Below are 17,364 nucleotides of genomic sequence, written 5' to 3'. Positions count from 1 at the left end.
AGTTACTTCCTCGTCGACGCCGAGAGGCGATACCGTTGTATGGCGTGACGGCGGCGCACGCGGCAAGATTGCCGTTGCCGGCGATGAGGCAGACCGTTGCGGCAACAAGGAGGACGTGACCATATGACCGATCCGCAGCAGGATCCCGCCGAGGGCGGCGAGGCTCCGGACGTCAACTTCAGCCTGAGTGGCCTCGGTGGTGCGCAGTCTGCGCCGCCGCCCGCCGCGCAGGCCCCCGCCGCCGGCGAATCCGCCGAGCCCGCAGCGGAGAAGTCGCTAGTCGACGCTGACTCCGAGGCGCCGCAGGAACCGGCCGCGTCCTCGGTCGAGGAGCAGGCGACCCAGCTGGCCCACAGCATCGCGCGGGAGCTGGCCGTCGCGGGCCCGGAGGGGTGGCGTCGGCTCGAGGCGATCTTCGCGCTCACGGTCGCCGGCGGGGTGAGCTACACCCTCTACTACGACGACGCCGACCGCGTCGCGCGGCTCGAACCCTCCACCGAGATCCTCGAACTCGTCGGCATGCAGCGCGAGCTGTCCGCGCAGCTGGGCGACGGCCCGTGGTGGCGGATGGTGGTGCAGCTCGACGTCACCGGTCAGGTCGAGGTCGATTACGACTACGGCGACGAGCCCTTCCCCGACGATCAGCTGCTGATCCCGGACGCGTATCTGGCCGATCTGCAGGCCTTCCCGCGCGATCGGGTGCCGGTCTGGCTCGCGGCCTACATCGGCCACGACAACCGCCAGTGGCGCACGCCGCAGCAGGCCGCCGCGCAGACGCGCAACGACCAGGAGGCGGGCATCACCGCCGTGGCCTCGTCCGACGACTTCCCGGTGCTGCCGGTGTTGTGGGCGCGCTGGGCGACGATCGCGGCGGCCTTCGTGGCCATCGGTTCGGAGTGGGGTCCGCGAATCCTGCCCGCGCTGGGCGTCTTCGAGGGTTCCGCGCGCAGCGGCTCCACGCTGTACGTGCTGCCCGGCGGGCGCGCGGTGCTCTCCGGCGGCGTGTGGGATGCCCCCGAACTGGACGCGGCCTACAACGACGGCGAGCCGATGCCGGACGTGTATGCCGGCGCCCCGGAGTGGGTGGCGAACCAGGTGCTCAACCCGCGCGCCGCGCGCGGCATGCTCTCGTTCTGCTACTGGTGGGACCGCGGCAGCTGGTACCGCGGCGAGTCTCCGACGTCGGACCGGATCAGCGCGGCCGTGCCCGGGGTGTGGTCGGCGCAGACCGTCGCCGATGTGGTGTGCGGCGTCGTCAGCGCGGATCCCACCGAGGAGCAGCGCACGGCGGCGGCGAACCTGGTGGCGGCCGCGGAAGCCGGTGTGGTGACCCGCAATACGCTCGCCGCGCTGTTCGACGACCCGTCCGACGATGTCGACGGCGCCCTCTATCAGCTGTCGCTCGCGGGCCTCGTCACCGCGGTGCCGGTCGCACTAGCGCAGGATCGCGCGATCATCCTTGTCCGCGAGCACATTCAGGGCCTGGGGATCGACACGTCGCGATATCCGTTGGACGAGTTGGTCGCCGAGCGCCTGAATGTGGGCTGGATGGTCTTCGTTCCGGTCCCCGAGGGGGAGATCGCGATCGGTCGCGCCATCTTCTACATCGCCGACGACGGCGTGATCGAGCAGTCGTCCTCGTCGACGGCGCCATCCATCTACATCGAGGGGTTCGAGGAACGCTTCAACCGGCGGCAGACCGGCGCCGCGGCCGACTTCACGCTCTGAGTCGGCCGGGGCGGGGGCCGGTTCAGCCGTCGAGAAACCTTGGGTAGAGCGCCCGTACGAGCGCGAGGGCGATCTCCATGCTGATGATGTTGTCGTTCGCCCCCGCGTTCGTCACGACCGCGACCGAGGTGTCCTCGGCGGGATAGCGGTACGCCGCGACCGCGGAACCGGGCGTCATGCCGCTGTGGCCGACCAGCGCGCCGATGCGCTGCACCCCGAGCCCGTACCGATGAATGGCCCGCCGGCCGTCCAGGTGTCGCGGCGTCAATCGCTCACGCTGCAGGTCCGCCGACAGCAGTGTGCTGTCGGCGAGCTCGCGCACCCAGATCAGGAGGTCCTCGACCGTCGAGGTCATGGCGGCGGCCGTCCACAGGATATTGGGGTTCATGTCGCCGAGCTCGCGCAGCGTGTGGTTGTCGGGCAGGAGAGCGTAGATCTTTGGATGCGGGTCGGGAAGCTTCGCGGCCGAGGGGAATTCGGTGCTCGTGAGGCCGGGCAGCGCCGCGACGACCTCGCCGTTTATCACGTCGGCCGCGGGCTTGCCGGTCACCTGCTCGAGCACGAGTCCGAGCAGAATGTAGTTGCTGTCGCAGTAGTGTGCCTTGGCGCCCGGTTCGAAAGCCGCGGGCCTGCTTCGCATCACGTCGATCTTGCGCTCCTGCGGCCAATCCGCGTCGGGGCTGTCGAACGACAGGCCCTCGATCGTCGGCAGCCAGTCCGTCACATCGGCGAAGTCCGGGACGCCGGACGTCATGCTCAGCAGGTGCTTGATCGTGATGCGCTCGCCGTTCGGGATTCCCGGGACGAAGCGTTCGAGCGTGTCGTCGAAACCGAGTCGGCCACTGTCGATCTGCTGCAGGACAGCGGTCGCGGTGAACGATTTCGTCACACTTCCGATGCGATAGTGGTCGCCGATCCGGAACGGCTCGCCGGTGGTCACGTCCGAGACGCCGAGCGCGAGTTCCCATCGCTGATCGCCCACCTCGACCACCGCGCCGAGGCCGGGCAGGTGTCTGTCGTAGAGCTCGGTCTCGAGTAAGAAGTCGAGACTGTCCCGCGTCATCTCGTCGAACATCACATGACTTCGTCAGCGCTAGGAGACTCGGAAGCCGCGGTCGATGGGCCTGTCCTCCCGGATCCGCCGGACCAGTGCGGCGATTCGCTGGTTGACGAATATCTCGAATGCGTTGTCGTCCACCGCAACCGCGACCGGACTCGGCTTGGGCTCGATCAGGTAGCGGCCGTCGTCGGCGACGTCACGCCAGTGCACCAGAAAACCGTTGCGTTCCTGGATCCAGTGCACCCCACTGCCCGGCTCGATCCTCAGCTCGCCGACCTGGGTCGCCTTCGCCCTGAACCAGCGGTCGGCCCGCTGACGGGTCGGGTCGGCGCTCGAATTGAGCACCGGCGAGGCGCCGTAGCTGTATTCCATCGGTTCGGGCTCCCGCGGGGGCAGCGGGATTTCGGCGTGCTTGCCGCGCTCGACCCTCGGCAGCCGTTCGATCACGGCCTTCGCCAACCCGACGACGTCGGTCTGGTAGACGTCGACGTTACCGCCGCGGTCGATGGTCTCGCCCGGATGCTGGACCAGGACCACCGCAAAGCCCTCGCGCCGCAATCCGACAACGCGCGTCACCGCGGACATGTCCGTCTCGTCGCCGGGTGCCTCACCCGCCGCCCGGATGAGAATGTCCGGGTTGACCGCCGCCTTCCACAGGCGCATCAGATCGACGGACTCCCACCCCCGCGGCGCATGGAATGGCGGTTTCCCCACGAGCCGGTCCGCCGTTTCCCTTTTCGCGCGGATGTAGTCCTGCTCGTATTGCTGCTCCGGCCAGTGCATCAGCGGGAACGGCAGGCTGTCATCCGACAGCATCTCCCACAGCACCACGAGCTCGAGCGAAGTCAGCCGCCCCCGGTAAACGGTCATCCCTCGACGACCGGCTTCGACGTCAGCGGGGCTTCACCCATGACCTGCTCGAGCCACTCCTCCGAATCCAGGAATTCGGCGCGCTTCTTCTCTTTCTCCTTCTCCTGCTGACCGCGTCCGGCGGCGCCCATGCCGCCCATCGAACCCATGCCGCCCGACGATGCCAATCCCGCGCGGGCCTCCTCCGCGGCGGCCTCCTCGGCCTTGGCGACCATCGCGGCGCGGGGAAACAGCTTGGAGGCCTGCTCTTCCGCGGCGAGCAGGGAGCCCTTGACGTTGTTGAGCGCACCGCCGACGCCACCGCCGCCGAATCCGCCCTTGAGTCCGGACAGTGCCGAGCCGGCCATGCCGGCCAGTCCCATGCCGTTGGCGAGATCCTTCGCGAGATCGGCGGAGGCGGGTTGAGTCAGCTGCTGCGCGGCCTGCTGCGCCGCTTGTAGACCCTGCTGCGCCGCCTGTTGCGCAGCCTGCAGACCCTGCTGCGCGGCCTGCGAGGCCTGCTGCTCCTGCTGCTGTTGCTGCTGCTGTTGCTGCTGTTGCGCGGCCTGCTGTTGCTGCTGCTGTTGCTGTGCCGCTTGCTCTTTGGCGTACGCGTCTTGCTGCGCCTTTTCCTGCGCCTGCAATTGCGCCTGCTGGGCGGCCTCCTGCTTGGCCAGGTCGGACTGCAGTTGGCCGGTACCCGACATGGGGGTGAGGCTGGGCGTGCCTCCGGGGCCCAGCCCGGGACCTGCTCCCGGGCCGGCGCCGGGACCGGGGCCCGGATTGGTGGTCTTGCCGGTGGGGTCCGGGAGCCCCTGCGTCACCGACTGCGGGAGCGGGAACATCGGCATGGCCGCGGCCACGGATTTCCCGCCTGCAACGAAGACCTCGTTCATGACGTCGTTGGCCCGCTTCGTGAACGCCTGCTTCATCAGCTGATGAACCTGGTTGCTGTACGCGTTGTAATAGTAGTCGTAGTTCCCGGCGTAGTCGCCGCCGGAGGTGTCCATGCGGCGCCAGTCTATGTTGTCGGTAATTTCCGTCACAATCGTCGACGTGCCGTCGATCAACATGCCCTGGCCGTCGGGAATGTTGGTTCGCACGACGTCTAGGAAATCTGCCGCGAAGTTCAGGCTGTTCGCGATCCCGCTGACGACGGCGGCGATTTGGACCAGTTGGTTGGCGTAGTTCTTGACGGCCTGTGCTGCGACGCCACCGCCGGTCGAATCCCAGGAATCGATAATCTTCGCATTGACTTCGTTATAGAATTGGGCGGAGAGCGCATTCAACTTGTCGCCGTGTTTGCTCCAGGTCCCCGCCATGGCCCGGATCTGGTCGGTGCGAATCGAATTGCGGTACGGCACAAGGGTATCCAGCGTCCCGCCAAACGTGGTCCAGTTGATCGTGTCGACCAAGGTTCCGATCTGGCTGGTGGTGCCGAGCACTTGACTCGGGCCGGCGGTCTCGCTCTTGGGTGTGAAGTCGTTCACCTTCACATTGGGATCTGAGCCGCTCATCGGTCACCTCCATGCGGCAAGGACGGCTGGAATCTCATGACTGCGACTTGTATCCGTCCATCATCTTGTCGTACTTGGAAAGCTCTGCGGCGGAGTCGTGTTCGTTCGTCTTGTACGCGCGGCCGGCGGCGGCGAAGGTATCCAACATGTCCGTTACGACGTCGCGGTGCTTCTTCAGCGCATGCTCCAGCGAGGAGTCGCCACCCTTCGCTTCGGTTGTGAGGGCGTTGTAGGCATTGGCGAGATCGATCGCGTTCTGGACGCCGAGGCCGAAGCCTTGGACGTTGTCGAGATTCGGGATGTCGTTGATCGTGTTGGTGAGTTCTTTGATCAGATCGTGGCACAGGCTGGCGCAGTCCTGCGCGGCCTGTGGGTCCAGCCGGATGTAGTTACCCTGGGCGGCCTTGGTGAGGTTGGTGAAATCGCTCATGTCTGCCATCGTTCGGCCCTCCTGCGACGGTTCGGAGATCCTCGCCGGCCACAGCGTCTCTCCTCATCGGCTACCGTGTCTGGTCCAATCCTGGCATATGCCGGCGGCCAAGGCCACGCAGTAACGTGCCACTGGTTTTGGGGGCCAAGGGTCCGATGACCCGCGCCGGTGCCACCGGGCGCGCTGTAGTTGACGAGCGAGCTTGACGGTCTTGGACGTACCCTGAACCATGTTCGCTGGATATGGCCGGGCGAGTGAGTATGGGGGTACCGGATGAGTACCGAGAGTGCCGGGTTCGACATCGACCGGGTCGTCAGCGATGCGGTGGTCAGCGATGCGATCGTCGGCGAATCCGGGAGATCGGATGAGGGTCCCGATGATTCGGGCGATCCGGGCGTCGAGCAGCAGCAGCCCGTGCTCACCGAGTGGACCGCGAGCTCGCGGACCGGTTCCATCACGGTGCGTACCACAGAACAGGGCCTGCCGCTGGGTATCTCGGTCGATCCGGCCGAATTGAAGCGCGACCCACGGGCATTGGCGAGCGAGGTGGTGCGGCTGTGCAAACAGGCCGCCAACCGGGCCGCCCTCGCCCGGCGCACCGAGTTCGAGGAGGCCGGGGTCGCACCGGAAATGCTGCGGCTGATGCGTCTTCCCACCACCGAGGAGGTCGCGCAGGCCGAGCTGCGCGAGGAAGACGAGTACGAGACCGAGCCCGAGAGCTGGCTGCGGTCCATCTGACACGGGCCGGCCGGTACCTGGACGGCGACAGGGTTGACGAAGAGTTCAGGGGGGAACGGTATGAGGGAGCAGTATGTACGAGTCGATGGATGAGCTGGAGGCCAGCGTGCGTAAGCGGCTCTACCGCATGCGCGATCTCGGCGACGACATGGCCGCGATCCGCGGCCGGGAGACGTCCGAGGACGGCTCGATGACCGTCGAGGTCGACGGCAACGGCGCGTTGCTGGATCTCGAACTGTCCGACGGGATTTCGCGCATGACGCCCGAGCAGTTCGAGCAGACCCTCGTGACCACGGCCTATGCCGCGGCGCGTAACGCATTCGCCGAGCGGGCCGATCTGGTTAATACTTTCAACGACGAGGTTGCCAGCTGGTGAATCTTGCAGGGCGAAGTCGCCGAACCCATGTATTGGGGGCAGGCGAACCTTGGCGAGATGTCGGTCAGTCTGTCTACCATTGTTACAACACGTTTGCCTTACCAGAGCGGGGAATTCGATGGACCGTCTTGCCGCGACACCAGATGCCATTCGAGGATACGGGGACGCTTCGGCAACCATGGCGACCACGATCGCCACGGTTGGGAACGTCGACCAGGCTGCCACGGTAGGCGCCGCGGTCCCGGTCTTCGGCCTGATCGGCCAGGATTTCCTGGCCTCCTTCGCCTATGCGCAGGCCAACCACATCTCCTCGGTGAACGAACTGGCCGAGGTGCATGCGGGCACCGCGCTGACCGCGTACGACGCCGCGAATCACTATCAGAACACCGACGATTCGTCGGCCGGTCACATCGGTTCGGTCTGAGCCGATGAACGCCCCCATCGACCCGAGCATCTCCAGTCTGCTGCGGGGTAGTTCGCTGGCGCCCATGATGGATCAGCCGGTGAGCCACATCCTGCACGGCATGGGATTGCCGCAGCTGCCGCAGCTTCCCCCGATGCCGCCGCTGCCGGGGCTGCCGCCGCTGCCGCAGATCGACCTGACGGCCATCGTCCGCCCGCTGACGGACATGGCCTCGGCCTTCGGCACCGGACACTTCGGCGGGGGCGCCACGCATCCGGCGGTCGGTGTGGCCCCGAGCATTCCACCGGCGACCAGCAACGCCCCGGCCGTCTCGCACGCCCCGGCGGCGAGTAACTCCCCGGCGAACCCACAGAGCAAGCCCGCGACCCCGAATGCGCCCGCGGCGACGAACAATTCGCCGCAGCCCAGCAAGCCGGGCGCGCCCGCGGGGTCGAATGCGCCTGGCTCCGGCCAGGCTTCGCATCCGAACACGCCCGATCCGACCCAGGTCCTGCAGGCCATCAGCACCGGCCTGCAGACCGTCCTGCAGCTGGGCAGCACCGCCCTGCCGCTGCTGATGCAGCTGTGGCAGGGCCAGGGTTCACAGCAGGCGGCCGCGACCGGTGCGAAGGCGGCCTCGTCGGGTACCGAGCTGGCCACCCAGAGTGGCAGCCAGAAGGCGATTCTCGGCGCGGGCGCCGGATCGGTGGCCCTCGGCGGCGCGCAGATGGCCGCGGTCATGGGCAAGTACCTGACCACCGCCGCGATCACGGCGCCGTTTCTCGTCGTCCCCGGCGGGCAGGCATTCCTGCTCGAGGCGACGGCGGAGGCGATCGCCGAAGGCCTTGGGGTGACGGCGAATACGCGCGCGCAGATGGCGGTCCACTCGGTGAACATGACCGCGGCCGGCAAGAAGGTGAAGGTCACCGCCGCGCCCACCGGGGTCAAGTCGGTCTCCTCGCTGGCGGACGCGGCGTCGTCCTCGGGCTCCTCGTCGTCGGGCAGCTCGCTGCAGCAGCTCATGCAATTGCTCTCTCCCGCAAGCAGTCTGCTCAGCACCGGCATGCAGTCGGCGCAGCAGCTGGCCAGCGTCGGGCAGTCGCTCAACCCGAGCGCCGCGGCCAAACCCATTAACGATTCCGCGGCACTCGGCGATTACAAGAGTGAGTCCGGCGGAAGTTCGCTGGGCGGTGGAGGTTTCGGTCTCGGTGGTGGCGGCGGTGCCGTGGCCGCGGTGCCGGCCACCCCGCTCAGCCCGTGGGCGGGCACAGCGCCCGCGGGTACCGCGACTCCGGCATCGACCGCGGGCACGGGCGTCGCCGCCGAGCCGGTGGAGGCCTCGTCGGTCGGTGGGTCCTCACCCATGATGCCGATGGGCGGCGGTGCGGCGGCGATGGGCGCGACGAAGAGCACGACGGCCTCGGCCATCGGCGACGCGGCGGGCCACAACCTGGTGACGAGTAACAACGGCGACGCGGTCGTCGGTCCGATGGAGGGTGTGACGATGCCGGTGGTCGGCGCGCTCGCCAGTCCGCAGACCGTCGAGGCGCCACCGGACAAAGAATTGACGTTGTGATGGTGATTGTCGAACCGATTGTGAGGACGTCATGACCGAGAACAAGTCCGACGGAGTCTATTTCGACCCCCAGGCCGCCACCGAGGCAGCCGGTCGCCTGGACGCGCTGGCCCAGCGCCTGCGCGACGACCTGACCGCCAGCAAGGCCGCGCTCACCGTCCCGCCGGCCGGCGCCGACGAGGTGTCGCTGCGCGCGGCGGGCACCATGAACGATGTCGCGGGCTCCTTCAACACCAGCGCCGACGGCGGTGTCGACGAACTGCAGAAGCTGGCCGCCTCGCTGCGTGCGCAGGTCAACCACTTCGGTCAGGCGGAGAGCGACAACGCCGCCGGGATCGAATCGGCGCGGCAGGTATAGGCGCCATGATCGAACCACCGCAGTCCGGGTTCACCGGCGTGGTCTGGGAGGCGCGCGAGCCCGACCGGCTCGCGCGCGATCTCGGCACCGGTCCCGGCCCCCTGCCGATGGCTGAGGCGGGCGTCGCCTGGTCGCGCCTCGCCGCCAGCTTCGGTGCCGCGGTGGTCGAATACGAGGCCATCCTGGTCTCCCTGCGTGGCGCCTGGCAGTCGGTCTCCAGTGCCGATGTGCACGACCGGCTTTCGAGCCTGCGCGACTGGCTCGGCGGCGCGGCCCAGGCCGCGGCTGCCAATGCCGCCAAGGCCGAGCAGCAGGCCGCGGCCAACGAGCTGGCCCGGCTCACGATGCCGAACATGGCCGAGATCGAGCTGATCGTCCAGGCGCAGCAGATGCTGCAGTCGATGGGCGCCGCCCTCGGCTCGCCCATCCACGCCGTCGCCGCGGTCACCGACACCAATGCCGACGCCGCCAAGGCCGCGGCGTCGCGGGTGATGCGCATCTACGAGGCCGCGACCGAACCGCTGGCCACCCCCTGGTCGCAGGACCATCCGCCGGTGCTGACCTCCGATGCTGCGCTGATCGCCGAGCGGGCCGGTTCGCCGATGTCGCAGTTGCCGTCGATGCCCCAGATCTCCTCCGCGGCACTGCCGCAGGGCTTCGACCCCGCGGCCCTGTCCGCCGCGATGCCCGCGCCGGCGCCGACCGCCTACGTCGCACCGGCATACGACGACGCGCCCGCGACGCAGGAAGTGGCGCAGGAGGTTCCGGTCGCGGCGACGGCCGACGCCGTCGGCCAGGTGCCCGCCACGCCGTTGCCGGGCCCCGTCGCGGCGGGCGCCCCCGCCATGCCCGCATCCCAGGTCGAGGTCGAGCATCGCGCCGGGCTGACGATCGAGGGCGCCGACCACCTCGGAGTCGACAGCGGAGTCGTCAGCGCCCCGGCCGTTCTCGGCGGTGCGACGTCGGCCCCCGCGGCGCCGCCCGCGCAGACGCAGACACACACGCAGTCCCACGGCAACCCGCAGCCCGGGGCGGCCTGATGACGACGCTGACCAACGACGGCCTGTTCGCGGTCGCCGAGCGGCTCGGGGTGCAAACCCTGCCCGTGGCCCTGGCCGTTGCGCCGCAGCATGATTCGTACGACGAGTGGCGAAACGCTCAGGAGGAGACCGTCGCCGGGCTGACCGCGGCGGGCATCTTCGACTCCTACGGCGAGGTGAGCCCCGAGCTGGCGCAGGCGCTGTTCACGCTGTCGCAGCCGGAACGTGAACTGGTGGTGCGAGCGTTCCGCACCCCCGAGAATCCCGATGCCCCAACCGTCGTCGTGCGGGCCTGCCTGGCTCTGCGTGGCAACGACCACGCGTTCGCGGTGCGCACCGGCGACGAATTCGACGTGCAGTCCGTCTGGGCCGACGGTTCGGCCGCTTCGCTGGCCCGCCCGCTGCTGAGCGTGCTGGGCTCCGGCACACCCGCCGAGATCACCGAATTCTCTGCGCACTCACACGAACTGAGCGAGCGCCTCAACGAGGCCACCACCGCCGCCGACTACGCCGACGCGTGCTTCGCGCTCGGGGTGCCGGGCCGCGAGGCCACCGTACTCGGGCTCGCCTTCGAGTCCTGCCATGCCTATGCCGAGATCGTGGCCTACGACCATGACGAGGGCATCACGACCCGAGCGCCGGGCGCGATCGCGGTCTACGACACCGGCCGCGGCCGGATCGTGGTAACGCCGGGCATCGCACCCGACCAGACCTCGTGGTCGACGGTCACACCGGGCACGGATCAGCGAGTCGCGCAGGCGATTTCGGCGCTGATCGAATTGCTGCCCGGGGGAAGGTGGCTGCGGCAATAAGTCCTGAAATATGTGCGAAAGTCCCTTATTCTGAGGGAGATCGGATGCGGTCTCCGATAAGTAACCAAGATGAGAGGTTGTGAACAATGGCTGGAGCAGTTGGCGCCAATATAGACGCCGTCAAGACGCTGGCACAGAATTTCGAGCAGTCCATCACTGCCATCCGTAGCGAGATCTCGAAGATCGACGATGCGGCCGAGGCGGCGAAGGCGGGCTGGAAGGGCGACGCGAACGGCGCGTTCATCAAGGCCACCAATAACTGGCACGACACCGCGACCACGCTCGAGAATGATCTCGATGCGCTGACCAAAGCGGTGAACGACGGCCTGAACAAGCTGATCTCGATGGATCAGCAGAACGCCTGATTCAGGCGAATTCGATACTTGCCGAACGGAGGAATGATCAATGGGTGAAATCTATTACGACCCGCAGACCATGAACACCCTGTACGACGACCTGCAGCACTCGGGCTCCACGCTGCACACCGAGGCGGAGAACCTCAAGGGCTACGCGGCTCAGTTCCACAACGCCCTCCAGGGTGACAACGCGAACCAGAACTTCGACGCGGTGTTCAAGAAGTGGGGCAACGACTACGACGACCAGCTGCAGGTGCTGAACCAGCTGCAGCAGTCGGTCGAGGACGCGCTGCACCGCGCGCTGGCGGCGGACTCCGCGGTTGGCGAGGGGTTCAACGTTTTCTGATGCGGTCCCCGGACCGTGTAGGACGACTACACAGATTCGGCCGGTCGGGCAGCTGCCCGACCGGCCGAATTGTTCTCGGTAATTCTCCGAATTGTATCGCCGGCGTTCATTTCCCGTACAGCGACGAAATGCTAACGCATAACCAGTGATTCACCGATGTATTGCATTTCGTCCGGCGTGGTGACCATCTGCACCGTCGCCGCATCCGTCGCGGTGCGCACGGTGATCATATTCGGCTGCGAGGGATCCTGGGACAGCGTGACATCGGGGTCGAAGGGGCTTTCCGGCCCGTTCTCGTCGCGCACGTGCAGGATCGTCGCACCGCCGGGCAGGGCGGTGGGCGTGATGCCGTCGAATACCACGACCGTCGTTGTGGGATAGGGACTTCCGGGCTGCACCGCGGGCAGCGGCGGGTGATGGCTGGCGCCCGCGGAGCGCGGCGCCAGCGACAGCGAGCCCGGCGCGCCGACGTTCGTGACCATGGTGTTCCACGCGTCCGGGCGCATCGTGTGCACCACGGTGTGCGCACCCAGCGCGATCGCGCGCAGCACCACCTGCTGGGCCAGGTCGAGCTTGCCGATGACCTCCAGATGCCTGGTGCCCTCGCCGATCAGCGGCACCGCGATGCCGCGGCCGGTCGGGTCGGCGCCGATGAGCTGGCCACAGCCGGCCGTGGGTACGACCAGGCCGTTGAGCGCGTCCAGCGGACCGCGGTGATCGTCGGGGGTGTCCCCGCGCGGGGTGGCGATGGGCAGGCTGTCCAGCAGCGCCCGCAGCTGCTGGCCGGGCAGCCGGCGCAGGCCCGGCACGGGCGCCTCCGCGGGCTCGCGGATGGTGTCGAAGCGCACCAGCGCGTGCAGGGAGATGGTCGGCTGGCCGTTCTCCTCGCGCCCGGCCCGCGAGGGCATGGGCCGCAGCCGCACGGTGATGGTGGTGGACAGGCTGGGCGCGGCCCACAGGTCAGCGAAACCCGGAGAGGCGATCAGATCGCGCCCGATCGCGTAGCTGGTCAGGTGTAGTCCCTGATATTCCAGCGTATCCGGGGATTCCTTGAACTGGTCCGGGCTGATGCCGTGGGTGAGTTGCCGTACCGCGCTGTTGATTTCGCTCGCCGTCAGCACCGACACCGTAATGTTGCGTGCCGCAAGACGATTCGATACCCGGCGGGTGGCGATGATGGCCGCCCGCAGCGCGCCCGTTCCGCCGCCGCCGCGATTGTCCACCGCCTCGGCGTTGGCCAGCGGGTCCAGCCGCAACACCAGCCACACCGTGCGGCGGCCGATCGCGGGCAGCGGGCCCAGGATCCGGTCGTAGAGCCAGGCCACCGCGCCGTTGCTGGCGGTGCGCGCCCCGGTGCTGACGATGTCGATCGAATCGAGTGTGATGTCGAATTGCCCCAGGCAGCTGGCGATCTCGCTGAGCTGCAGGTCCTGGCGCGAGCCCAGCGAACCCGGGCGCAGCCAGGTCATCGAGTCCGGCGGCGGCTCGATCCGCAGCATGGTGATCAGCCGGTCGTCGTCCCAGCGCACGCCGTAGCTGCCGCCCTCGGGCAGCGGCACGTCGAACGCCTCCGGCGGCTCCTTGCTCGGATCGTGCTGCCACTTGTTGAGGCGAAAGGCCATGGCGCCCGCGATCATCGCGGCGATCGAGCGCGGGTGCCGGCGGCGTACCGGCGCCAGCGCGATCGGCACGACGACCACGCCGATCGGAACGCAGTAGTACCAGGGCAGTTTGAAGGCCATAGCGATCCAGCCCGCCAGCGCGGCCAGCAGCAGCACCGGGATGACCAGCCGCAGCGGAAAATTCCGGAAGAACCAGAAATCCTGATCGTGCAGCGCCACCGGGGTGCGGGCGCGGCCGGGGGCACCGGTCGGTGCGCCGGCGTTGGGGGCAGGATTCGGCCCCGTGTAGACGATCGCTTCTTCGGTCATCGTTACCGGGCTTTCCCCACTGTGCTCATGAGAATATGGTGCAAAACCGGCGGCGCCCGTGTGGTGGGATCGGCCGGTTTCCCGGATTACGTTACCTGTTCCGGCTGCGAGTGGCGTGGTACAGGGACAACCACATAGGCTTTGACATGAGGGGCGCACCGTTTTACCGGGTGCGGCGACGACCTAGCGTTTCGAGGGAGATCCAGTGCCGGCTCAGCTCACCACCCGCGCACAGGTCAACGGCTATCGATTCCTGCTGCGCCGGCTCGACCACGCCATGGTCCGCCGGGACGTGCGCATGCTGCACGACCCGATGCGCTCGCAGTCCCGCTCGCTGATCATCGGCGCCATCCTCGGCATCCTCGGGGTGGCGGGCGCCGCGATCCTGGCCCTGATCCATCCGCAGGGCTCGATCGGCAACGCGCGGATTATTCTCGGCAAGACCAGCGGCGCGCTGTACGTCATCGTGAAGGACCAGTCGGGCACCACCGCGCTGCATCCGGCGCTGAATCTGGCCTCCGCCAGGCTGATTGCCGGGAGCGCCGAGACCCCGACGTCGGTGGCGGACGACAAGCTGAGCTCGTACACCCTCGGTCCGCTGGTGGGGATTCCGGGCGCGCCCGCCGCGCTGCCGGGGTCCGCGCAGGGCCAGCATTCGGACTGGTCGATGTGCGAGACGGTCACCCTCTCGGCGAACGGCAACGCCTTCGGCAGCTCGACCACCACCTCGACCGTGGTGGCAGGGCCGCCCCAGCTGGGTTCGCAGGCCCGCATCGCGACAAACAACGAGGGGGTGCTGGTCAAACACGGCGACAAGGAGTACCTGCTGTATGACGGCAAGCGCTCCGAGATCGATCCCAACGATACGGTTGTCGCGCGCACGCTGAACCTGGCCAACCATCCCGCTCGCCCGACGGGCACGGCCCTGCTCGACGTCGCGAACCCGGAGCCGCCGCTGGCTCCGCCGACCATTCCGCAGGCCGGGGCGCCCGGCCCCGGCAAGTTGTCGAGTGTGCCTGTGGGAGGCGTCATTTCGGTGGCCGCCGCGGACGGCAGCGGTCCGCCGGACATGTACGTGGTGCTCTCCGATGGCGTGCAGAAGATCGGCCCGTTCGCCGCGCAGATGATCCGCAACGCCGACTCGCACGGGATGAGTGAGGTCAAGGCCGTGACACCCGATGTGCTGGGTGGCATTTCGGTGATCACCTCGCTGCCCATCACGCACTTCCCCAACGCGATCCCGAAACTCATTTCCGCCGAGGACGATCCGGTGGCCTGCGTGTCGTGGAACAAGAGCGCCGGGCAGGCGACGCAGACGGTGACCGACTCCAGCAATCCGGCCGACAAGGCCACCGTGCGGCTGCTGGTCGGCACCCACCTGCCGCTGCCGGGCACCGACCAACCGGTGAAGCTGTCCAGCCCGACCGGCTCCGCGGACCACGTGGACAACGTCTACGTCAAGCCGATGACGGGGGAGTACGTGCAGACCACCGGGATGGATTCGGGCAGCCTGCGCCGCGACGGACTGTTCTACATCACCGACAACGGAATCCGTTTCGGCATACCGGATCTGGCCACCGGGAAGATGCTGGGCCTGGGCGGCACCCCGCACCTGGCGCCCTGGTCGATCGTCGGGCAGCTGATCCCGGGCCCGACACTGTCCCAGAAGAACGCCCTGACCAGTTACGACACCCTGCCCACCGGCGACAGCTCCGACGGCTCCCCGGACGCGTCCACGCCGTCGGCCACCCCGACCTCGACGGCCACCCCGGTCGCGCGCCCGCAGCCGATCCCGACTCCCAACGCGGTCCCGGCGGCGAACATGAACTGACGGCACGAAAAGCTGAGCCCCTGTGCGACGTTCGTCGCGCAGGGGCTCAGTTGTTCAGGGCTGCAGGCTATGCGAGGCCGAGCGAGGACAGTATGGTCGACAGGGCCGCGTGCATGTCCGGAGCCTCGATGCGCATCAGCGCCGACTCGTCGATCTGGCTGAGATCGACCGAATCATCGTTGGCGAGACGGAATTCCCGCTCCTCTTCGGCGGCCTCGATCACGTTGCGGATGAAGCGGCCGTTGCCGGCGAGGTCGACGCCGCGGCGGGGGTTGCCGCTCTGATCGGTGCTCTCCAGGTTGTACAGCCGCTCGCAGACCGTGACCAGGATCTGCTGTGCCTCGGTGGACAATTCGGAGTCGCGGGCCTTGGCGACGACGCCGCCGATCTGGCCGAGCTCCTCGGCGTTGTAGGAGGGGAACTGCAGGCGCTTGGAAAAACGGGACGCCAGACCGTCGTTGGCGGCCAGGAACCGATCGATTTCGCCGTCGTATCCGGCGATGATCACCACGAGCCGGTCGCGGTCGTTCTCCATCCGGGCCAGCAGGGTGTCGACGGCCTCGCGGCCGAACGCGTCACCTCCGGACAGGCCCGTCTGGATCAGCGTGTACGCCTCGTCGATGAACAGCACACCGTCCATGGCGCTGTCGATCACCGCCTCGGTCTTGATGGCGGTGCCACCGAGATTCTGGCTGACGAAGTCGACACGCTTGGCCTCGACGACCTTGTCTGTCTTCAGAATGCCGAGGCCACAATATATCTTGGCGACCACGCGGGCGATGGTGGTCTTACCGGTGCCGGGCGGGCCGGTGAATGCCAGGTGGTTGCCGCGCGCGGCGGCCGCCAGGCCCTTCTCGGCGCGGATCTTGGCCAGCTGCGCGCTCGACTGCAGCCGAGCCACCTGAGTTTTCACCGACTTCAGGCCGATCTGGCGGTTGAGCTGCTCCTGAGCCTGCTCCAGCACCTTCTTCGCGCGGTCCTGGTTGTCGGCCTCCTCCTTCTCCTGCATCGAGGGCGCGGAGGCGGGATCCCAGCGGTCGGTGCGCGCGGCGATGGTCTCCTTGGAGGTGACCGTGATCCGGTAGGTACGGTCGCGCATCGCCTCGGTGTTGGCGGCGAAATCGGGCGCCTGCGAGTACACCTTCTCGAACAGCGCCAGCGCCTGCTGCTCCTCGCCCGTCTCCCGCAGGCACAGGCCGCGGCAGAACATGGCGGTGGTGCGGGCGGCCGGGATCGGGCCCTCCTCGGCCTTTTCCATGCGGCGGATGGCCTCGCCGAACAGGCCCAGCTGGGCGCAGGCCGAGCCGACCATGACGTGCGCACCGGCGGCCATGTACGGATCGTCCCACTCGGCGGATCCGGCCAGCACCGTCATGACATCGGGCCAGCGCTGGGAGTTGTAGTGCATGACGCCGCGCAGGTACGCCGTGAGGCGATTGTCGGCCTCGGTGTCCGGGCCCGGGGCCTGTCCGCGCCGGAAATTGGCGAGCTCATCGAGCACCCGCTCGGCCTCGTCGTACTCCTTGTCGGCGATCAGCTGACCGGCCTGCGCGCACCAGATCTCGGTGTAGTTGGCCAGCGGATAGTCGATGTACAACCCCGTGACGAACCGCCCGGACAGCGCGCGGGACTGCAGCCCGAGCCGGCGTTGCTCCCGATAGAGCGTGGTGCCGCTGGTCTTGTACAGATTCAGCAGCACCTCGCGGGACGTGTCGCCGGCGGCGGCCAGGCCCAGCCAGGCGTCGCACATCGTCGGATCCCACTCGGTGGCACGTTGAAACGCCAGTTTGGCGTAGTCCAAATCGCGCGTCGCCTCTTGCCCATCGATGGTCAGCCCAAGCGACAGGACCCCGGCGTCGAAGGCGCGCTGTGCTTGGCGGTTGCCGGTCATAACAGTCGAACCCCGATGTTTCTTAGAAGTTGGGCCATTCCAGTATCTCTCCTGACCAGCCTACCGATCGCGCCCCGCCCTCCTGTCGGATAGATTAAGGTTCGCTGCCGAAAGGTTGCAAC

General features: G+C 67.9%; 17 protein-coding genes. 11 read left to right on the top strand and 6 right to left on the bottom strand.

From position 1 onward, the window contains the following. Positions 1-123: 123 nt before the first annotated feature. Positions 124-1,728, top strand: coding sequence for a hypothetical protein (locus tag KO481_RS41630; RefSeq protein ID WP_215924084.1), 1,605 nt, complete (start codon positions 124-126; stop codon positions 1,726-1,728). A 22-nt stretch (positions 1,729-1,750) separates the two neighbouring features. Here the strand turns inward: KO481_RS41630 and KO481_RS41625 are convergent, their stop codons facing one another. From KO481_RS41625 to KO481_RS41610, 4 genes are read right to left on the bottom strand one after another with little or no spacing between them, the layout of a single operon-like run. Beyond that, the gene (locus KO481_RS41625) at positions 1,751-2,791 is read right to left on the bottom strand and encodes a serine hydrolase domain-containing protein (protein WP_215924083.1); all 1,041 of its coding nucleotides are present in this window, start codon (positions 2,789-2,791) and stop codon (positions 1,751-1,753) included. A 30-nt stretch (positions 2,792-2,821) separates the two neighbouring features. Further along, positions 2,822-3,658, bottom strand: coding sequence for an ESX secretion-associated protein EspG (locus KO481_RS41620; protein ID WP_215924082.1), 837 nt, complete (start codon positions 3,656-3,658; stop codon positions 2,822-2,824). Further along, positions 3,655-5,154, bottom strand: coding sequence for a hypothetical protein (locus KO481_RS41615; protein ID WP_215924081.1), 1,500 nt, complete (start codon positions 5,152-5,154; stop codon positions 3,655-3,657). Before KO481_RS41615 ends, KO481_RS41620 begins: the two co-directional genes overlap by 4 nt. Positions 5,155-5,188: 34 nt before the next feature. Continuing rightward, positions 5,189-5,584, bottom strand: coding sequence for a hypothetical protein (locus KO481_RS41610; protein WP_215924080.1), 396 nt, complete (start codon positions 5,582-5,584; stop codon positions 5,189-5,191). A 273-nt stretch (positions 5,585-5,857) separates the two neighbouring features. Between KO481_RS41610 and KO481_RS44615 the strand changes: the two genes are divergently transcribed. From KO481_RS44615 to KO481_RS41565, 9 genes are all read left to right on the top strand, one after another. Continuing rightward, complete coding sequence (locus tag KO481_RS44615; RefSeq protein ID WP_308166990.1) at positions 5,858-6,322, top strand: hypothetical protein; 465 nt, start codon at positions 5,858-5,860, stop codon at positions 6,320-6,322. Positions 6,323-6,395: 73 nt separating this feature from the next. Next, on the top strand, positions 6,396-6,698 hold the full coding sequence (locus KO481_RS41600; protein ID WP_215924079.1) for a YbaB/EbfC family nucleoid-associated protein: 303 nt from the start codon (positions 6,396-6,398) through the stop codon (positions 6,696-6,698). 118 nt (positions 6,699-6,816) lie between these two features. Continuing rightward, the gene (locus KO481_RS41595; protein ID WP_215924078.1) at positions 6,817-7,122 is read left to right on the top strand and encodes a type VII secretion target; all 306 of its coding nucleotides are present in this window, start codon (positions 6,817-6,819) and stop codon (positions 7,120-7,122) included. 4 nt (positions 7,123-7,126) lie between these two features. After that, the gene (locus KO481_RS41590; RefSeq protein ID WP_215924077.1) at positions 7,127-8,677 is read left to right on the top strand and encodes a hypothetical protein; all 1,551 of its coding nucleotides are present in this window, start codon (positions 7,127-7,129) and stop codon (positions 8,675-8,677) included. Positions 8,678-8,708: 31 nt separating this feature from the next. Next, positions 8,709-9,035, top strand: coding sequence for a PE family protein (locus KO481_RS41585; protein WP_215924076.1), 327 nt, complete (start codon positions 8,709-8,711; stop codon positions 9,033-9,035). A 5-nt stretch (positions 9,036-9,040) separates the two neighbouring features. Beyond that, positions 9,041-10,075 carry a PPE domain-containing protein gene (locus KO481_RS41580; RefSeq protein WP_215924075.1) on the top strand — a complete coding sequence of 345 codons (1,035 nt, stop codon included), beginning with the start codon at positions 9,041-9,043 and terminating at the stop codon, positions 10,073-10,075. Then, positions 10,075-10,887 carry an ESX secretion-associated protein EspG gene (locus KO481_RS41575; RefSeq protein ID WP_215924074.1) on the top strand — a complete coding sequence of 271 codons (813 nt, stop codon included), beginning with the start codon at positions 10,075-10,077 and terminating at the stop codon, positions 10,885-10,887. Before KO481_RS41580 ends, KO481_RS41575 begins: the two co-directional genes overlap by 1 nt. 86 nt (positions 10,888-10,973) lie before the next feature. Further along, positions 10,974-11,252 (top strand): WXG100 family type VII secretion target, encoded by a 279-nt coding sequence (locus tag KO481_RS41570; protein WP_215924073.1) that lies wholly within the window; start codon positions 10,974-10,976, stop codon positions 11,250-11,252. A gap of 40 nt (positions 11,253-11,292) precedes the next feature. Further along, positions 11,293-11,589, top strand: a complete 297-nt coding sequence (locus tag KO481_RS41565; RefSeq protein ID WP_215924072.1) for a WXG100 family type VII secretion target — start codon at positions 11,293-11,295, stop codon at positions 11,587-11,589. A 131-nt stretch (positions 11,590-11,720) separates the two neighbouring features. Here KO481_RS41565 and eccE read toward each other — a convergent pair whose 3' ends face one another. Beyond that, positions 11,721-13,520 carry a type VII secretion protein EccE gene (eccE, locus tag KO481_RS41560; protein ID WP_215924071.1) on the bottom strand — a complete coding sequence of 600 codons (1,800 nt, stop codon included), beginning with the start codon at positions 13,518-13,520 and terminating at the stop codon, positions 11,721-11,723. A gap of 205 nt (positions 13,521-13,725) precedes the next feature. Here eccE and eccB point away from each other — a divergent pair, with 205 nt between their 5' ends. Beyond that, positions 13,726-15,351, top strand: a complete 1,626-nt coding sequence (eccB, locus tag KO481_RS41555) for a type VII secretion protein EccB (RefSeq protein WP_215924070.1) — start codon at positions 13,726-13,728, stop codon at positions 15,349-15,351. Positions 15,352-15,418: 67 nt separating this feature from the next. Here the strand turns inward: eccB and eccA are convergent, their stop codons facing one another. After that, the gene (eccA, locus tag KO481_RS41550) at positions 15,419-17,242 is read right to left on the bottom strand and encodes a type VII secretion AAA-ATPase EccA (RefSeq protein ID WP_215924069.1); all 1,824 of its coding nucleotides are present in this window, start codon (positions 17,240-17,242) and stop codon (positions 15,419-15,421) included. Between the last annotated feature and the right edge of the window lie 122 nt (positions 17,243-17,364).

It is taken from the genome of Nocardia albiluteola (genome assembly GCF_018860155.1).
GTDB classification, from domain to species: domain Bacteria; phylum Actinomycetota; class Actinomycetes; order Mycobacteriales; family Mycobacteriaceae; genus Nocardia; species Nocardia albiluteola.
Note: the sequence above shows the minus strand (reverse complement) of the source record. Positions and strands in the feature narration are given on the sequence as shown.